This is a genomic window from Microcystis sp. M090S1 (genome assembly GCF_020246295.1).
Taxonomy (GTDB): Bacteria; Cyanobacteriota; Cyanobacteriia; order Cyanobacteriales; family Microcystaceae; genus Microcystis; species Microcystis aeruginosa.
Genome location: NZ_JADBTF010000364.1, coordinates 1 through 4,329, shown reverse-complemented (window position 1 = coordinate 4,329; position 4,329 = coordinate 1). Strand labels below are relative to the sequence as shown.

At 46.8% G+C, this 4,329-nt stretch carries 6 protein-coding genes; 3 read left to right on the top strand and 3 right to left on the bottom strand.

Translation table 11 applies throughout. The annotated features are described in order from the left end of the window. The first annotated feature begins 604 nt into the window (after positions 1–604). From IM477_RS16190 to IM477_RS16180, 3 genes are all read left to right on the top strand, one after another. Positions 605–1,291: an ATP-dependent Clp protease proteolytic subunit gene (locus IM477_RS16190; protein WP_002746650.1), complete on the top strand. Its 687-nt coding sequence runs from the start codon at positions 605–607 to the stop codon at positions 1,289–1,291. A 35-nt stretch (positions 1,292–1,326) separates the two neighbouring features. Beyond that, entirely contained in the window at positions 1,327–1,926 is a 600-nt protein-coding gene (locus IM477_RS16185; RefSeq protein WP_002734165.1) for an ATP-dependent Clp protease proteolytic subunit, read from the top strand. A gap of 104 nt (positions 1,927–2,030) precedes the next feature. Beyond that, on the top strand, positions 2,031–2,435 hold the full coding sequence (locus IM477_RS16180; protein ID WP_287732584.1) for a DUF1622 domain-containing protein: 405 nt from the start codon (positions 2,031–2,033) through the stop codon (positions 2,433–2,435). A 92-nt stretch (positions 2,436–2,527) separates the two neighbouring features. Here IM477_RS16180 and IM477_RS16175 read toward each other — a convergent pair whose 3' ends face one another. The 3 genes from IM477_RS16175 to IM477_RS16165 all read right to left on the bottom strand — a co-directional run bounded on the left by IM477_RS16175 (position 2,528) and on the right by IM477_RS16165 (position 4,120). Beyond that, a complete protein-coding gene (locus IM477_RS16175; protein WP_287732583.1) occupies positions 2,528–3,208 on the bottom strand; it encodes a response regulator transcription factor in 681 nt (226 codons plus the stop codon). Positions 3,209–3,306: 98 nt separating this feature from the next. Beyond that, positions 3,307–3,762, bottom strand: coding sequence for a (2Fe-2S) ferredoxin domain-containing protein (locus IM477_RS16170; RefSeq protein WP_287732581.1), 456 nt, complete (start codon positions 3,760–3,762; stop codon positions 3,307–3,309). A gap of 55 nt (positions 3,763–3,817) precedes the next feature. Further along, positions 3,818–4,120, bottom strand: a complete 303-nt coding sequence (locus IM477_RS16165; RefSeq protein ID WP_061432461.1) for a hypothetical protein — start codon at positions 4,118–4,120, stop codon at positions 3,818–3,820. Positions 4,121–4,329: the final 209 nt, after the last annotated feature.

Genomic DNA, 4,329 nt, shown 5'->3' with positions numbered 1-4,329 from the left:
TCAGTCTGTAGAGCGACCATAAGACCAGAACAGAGTAAATCTGTTAAGGCAGGTGCGAAAAATCCTTCGGGAAAGAAGCAGAAACCCAAATCGTGAGGTTTGGGAATCGCCGTCCGTTTTACGGCGGCGAGGATGTCAACTGAACAAACAATTTAAATGCGCGGGCAGCTGATGACAGGATTTGGCATTTGTTCTGGCGTTGCCCGTTCCGACGGTTTCTCTAGACAAGGTGGATAGAGTATCTTTGACGATGCCTCAACAATATAAGTTAGTCAGGCTTTCTAAAATATATCGTAATCGAGTAGAAGCCCGGTTTCAACCCGCTTCTAGTCATACCAAATCCGTTGATTATAGGCTACTTATAAGGACAGGCACTCGTGCAACAGGGAATAGGCAAAAGGGGGAATAAATAATCAGTTTTTAATAACCAGATTTAGGATCACCGATGAGAATTCCCATCTCTTGAGAACGGGGAGATGTCAATTTTCTAGCAGTCGATGAGAGATTCTTGGGGACGAACCTAGCTAAAAATACCCCCACGCAATCGGTCAACCCGATTACGTTAAAATCAAAAGCAGGATACTGTGTATGACGGAAAAACTCGATGAACTCAGTGATTAAAGCGGTACAAACTGCCTATTATGGGGATGCAGCCTATCGGACACCACCACCGGACTTAGAATCTCTCCTGCTCAAAGAGAGAATTGTCTATCTGGGGTTGCCCTTATTTTCCTCCGATGATGTCAAGCGCAATGTCGGGGTGGACGTGACGGAATTAATTATCGCTCAACTGCTTTACCTGCAATTTGACGATCCCGAAAAACCGATTTTCTTCTATATCAACTCTACCGGCACATCCTGGTACACGGGGGACGCGATCGGCTACGAAACCGAAGCTTTCGCCATCTGTGACACCCTCAACTACATTAAACCTCCCGTTCATACTATCTGTATCGGGCAGGCCATGGGAACTGCAGCGATGATTCTTTCTGCGGGAACCAAGGGTTTTCGCGCCTCCTTACCCCACGCTACCATTGTTCTCAACCAAAATCGCACCGGGGCCCAGGGACAAGCCACCGATATCCAGATTCGTGCCAAGGAGGTAATCGCCAATAAACAGACCATGTTAGAGATTTTCTCGAAAAATACGGGTCAAACCACCGAAAAACTGGCGAAAGATATGGATCGCACCTTCTATCTCACCCCACAACAGGCGAAAGACTACGGATTAATCGATCGCGTTCTCGAAAGTCGCAAGGAACTACCGAAACCCCTCGCCCAAGTTAGTTAAGATTTATTACAAATTAGCAGGAGTTGTTACCAATTATGCCTATCGGTGTGCCAAAAGTTCCCTACCGTCTGCCGGGTAGCCAATACGAACAGTGGATTAGCATTTACAGCCGTCTTTCGGTGGAACGCATTCTTTTTTTGGGGCAGGAAGTCACCGACGGGTTAGCCAATGCCCTTGTGGCCCAAATGCTTTATCTCGACTCGGAAGACCCCACTAAACCCATCTATCTCTATATCAACTCGCCGGGGGGTTCCGTTACCGCCGGTATGGCCATCTACGACACCATGCAGTACATCAAAGCGGAAGTGGTGACTATTTGTGTGGGATTAGCGGCCTCTATGGGGGCATTTTTACTGGCTTCCGGTAGTCCGGGTAAGCGTCTCGCCCTTCCCCACGCGCGGATTATGATTCACCAACCCATGGGCGGAACCGGGCGCCGGCAAGCGACGGATATCGACATTGAAGCTAAGGAAATCCTGCGTATTCGCCAGCAATTAAACGAAATTATGGCTAATCGCACCGGACAAACCATCGAACGCATCGAAAAAGACACTGACCGCGATTATTTCCTCTCCGCCGAGGAAGCCGTCGCCTACGGTTTAATCGATAAGGTGGTGGAGGGAAGACCGGCTTAAGTCAGTCAGAGGTTAGAACAGGCGAGAAACCTGTTCTAACTGCCATTGGAGAAACTTCCTTAGATGGTAGGTTGGTTTATCGGATAAGAGGGTATCTGTTGGGTATGGAATTTTTAGCAACTTTAGAAACAGGCTTGATCTCTGCCGTGGCAATCATCAAGTTTTGCCTAGAAAGTCTTTCGATCGCTTGTGTGGTGATCGGATTAATTAAAACCCTACAATTAGCTTGGCAGTCTAATCGTCACCGTCGCAGTCTTCCCCCTTTTTCCTTCAATCAAATTCGCATTCGTTTCGGTACTTGGCTATCTTTAGCCCTAGAGTTTCAGTTAGGTGGAGACATCGTGGCTACTACCGTCACACCTACTATAGAAGCCTTGGCAAAACTCGCCCTCATCGCTATTATCCGAACTTTCCTCAACTATTTCCTCAGCCAAGAATTGGAAACGGAATTGTCCATGGAAAAAGAGCGATCGCAACTAGCAGCCCAGGACAATCTCAGGGATTTTTAATGCCAAAAAAAGGTGAGTTGACAATCACCTCACCTAACCCCTGATAAGCTGTTGACTATTGAGGGTATGCTAAAAAAGTTTTTCAGCAAGCTCTAGATAGTCAACAGCTTATTACTTTCGATCGCCCACTGGCTCAATTCCGTGCGATTATGAAGACCGGTTTTATGAAGCATATTCGACACATGACTTTCGATTGTCCGTTGACTAACATTGAGTTTTGCGGCGATTTCCCGATTAGCCAGTCCTTGTGCGACCAATTGTACTACTTTTAATTCCGTTGGGGTTAATTCCACATTACCCGGAACCTGAAGAGGAGTGACATCCGGGGAATGGATACGGGTGCTGCGTTTCGGCAACCGGCCCGCTTGTTTGAGGGAAGACTCCACCTGGGCCACTAATTCCTCTGGTTCAAAGGGTTTGACCATATAGACATCGGCCCCGGTGATTAAACCTGTTATCTTGTCCTGACTTTGACCCTTAGGGGAGAGAAAGATCACGGGAATGCAACTAAAACGACTGTCCTGACGAATTTTTTCGAGGAAGGCATAACCGTCCATTTCCGGCATGATCAGATCACAGATAATCATATCGGGCATTTCCCGTGCCTTGGCAGCATTTGCCCCGCGTTCGAGGATTTCTAGGGCCTCCCGACCGTTTTCTGCGGTTGTCACCCTATAACCACGAAACTCTAGATAATCTTTCACCAAAAGTATTAAATTCGGGTCATCGTCGATTAATAAAAGTTGTTTATTGTCTTTGTTGGTCTCTTTCATCGCTATTTTCCAGGCTGCAGGGTTGGGGGAATGGAGACGGACAAAGGATCGATAGGCAAGAGGCAACAGGTAGTTAGATATGTGTAGTTAATTGTGTTTCAGTTAGTTTTAACGCTGTTTTCCTCTATTGTTTCGGGTTCTTCTCCTGGACAGTTCAGGGAAATTGCTGGTAAATCGTGGCGAAGGAAGGCATATTCGGTGACGATTTGATTACCGATTAGGTGTTCTTGGATAATTCTTTCGATCGCTTCCTTGTTTACCCTTCGATACCAGACTCCTTCCGGGTACACTAATAAAATCGGGCCTTGGCTACAAACCCGCAAACAGTTGGCTTTAGTGCGAAAAACACAACCCGGACGGTCGGCACTAGGGCGTTCGAGTTCTAATTCACTTAACCGCTTCTTTAAATAATCCCACACTTCTAACCCTTCTTCCTTGTCACAGCATTTTGGCTTAGTCTGATCGCAGCAGAGAAATAGATGACGCTGGATCTGGGCCAGTCCTAACTTAGCCACATTTTCCCCCAAGATATCTCTGGTGTCCGCTTCTTCCATAAATTTTTTTTATCAATTAAACTCTTGACATTGAATAGGAAATGTGCATAGCCGACTAAACTTTCGGTTTGAGGATGTAACGATAGATGAGATAAACGATAGCGGCGAGGATTAAAGCGCTTAAAACTGCGCTGACTAGCCGTAAAATCGCCGTTAAAATTGAAAGAGCCACAAAAACCCCCGCCACTGCCACGACTACCTGTGCTGGTGTGGACAGGCTGCCGTACCAAGTTTTCACTTTTTCGAGAGTGGCAGCGAAACTAACTGGGGTAGCAACGGGGGGAAAATCGTCGGTTTCGATTTCCACTTCCACTTCCTCTGGGGTATATTTAGTATCGAACGGTTCGGGAGACTGCATAAACACTCAAGCTACTTAACACTTCATCCCTATTCTATCGGTGATTGGGGTTGACAGGGATTGGCGCAGAATTAATGTAACATTGACATCCTCGCCGCCGTAAAACGGACGGCGATTCCCAAACCTCACGATTTGGGTTTCTGCTTCTTTCCCGAAGGATTTTTCGCACCTGCCTTAACAGATTTACTCTGTTCTGGTCTTATGGTCGC

Coding starts and splice junctions, on each gene's coding strand:
- IM477_RS16190 (WP_002746650.1), top strand. CDS start 605: ATGAACTCAGTGATTAAAGCGGTACAAACTGCCTATTATGGGGATGCA.
- IM477_RS16185 (WP_002734165.1), top strand. CDS start 1,327: ATGCCTATCGGTGTGCCAAAAGTTCCCTACCGTCTGCCGGGTAGCCAA.
- IM477_RS16180 (WP_287732584.1), top strand. CDS start 2,031: ATGGAATTTTTAGCAACTTTAGAAACAGGCTTGATCTCTGCCGTGGCA.
- IM477_RS16175 (WP_287732583.1), bottom strand. CDS start 3,208: ATGAAAGAGACCAACAAAGACAATAAACAACTTTTATTAATCGACGAT.
- IM477_RS16170 (WP_287732581.1), bottom strand. CDS start 3,762: ATGGAAGAAGCGGACACCAGAGATATCTTGGGGGAAAATGTGGCTAAG.
- IM477_RS16165 (WP_061432461.1), bottom strand. CDS start 4,120: ATGCAGTCTCCCGAACCGTTCGATACTAAATATACCCCAGAGGAAGTG.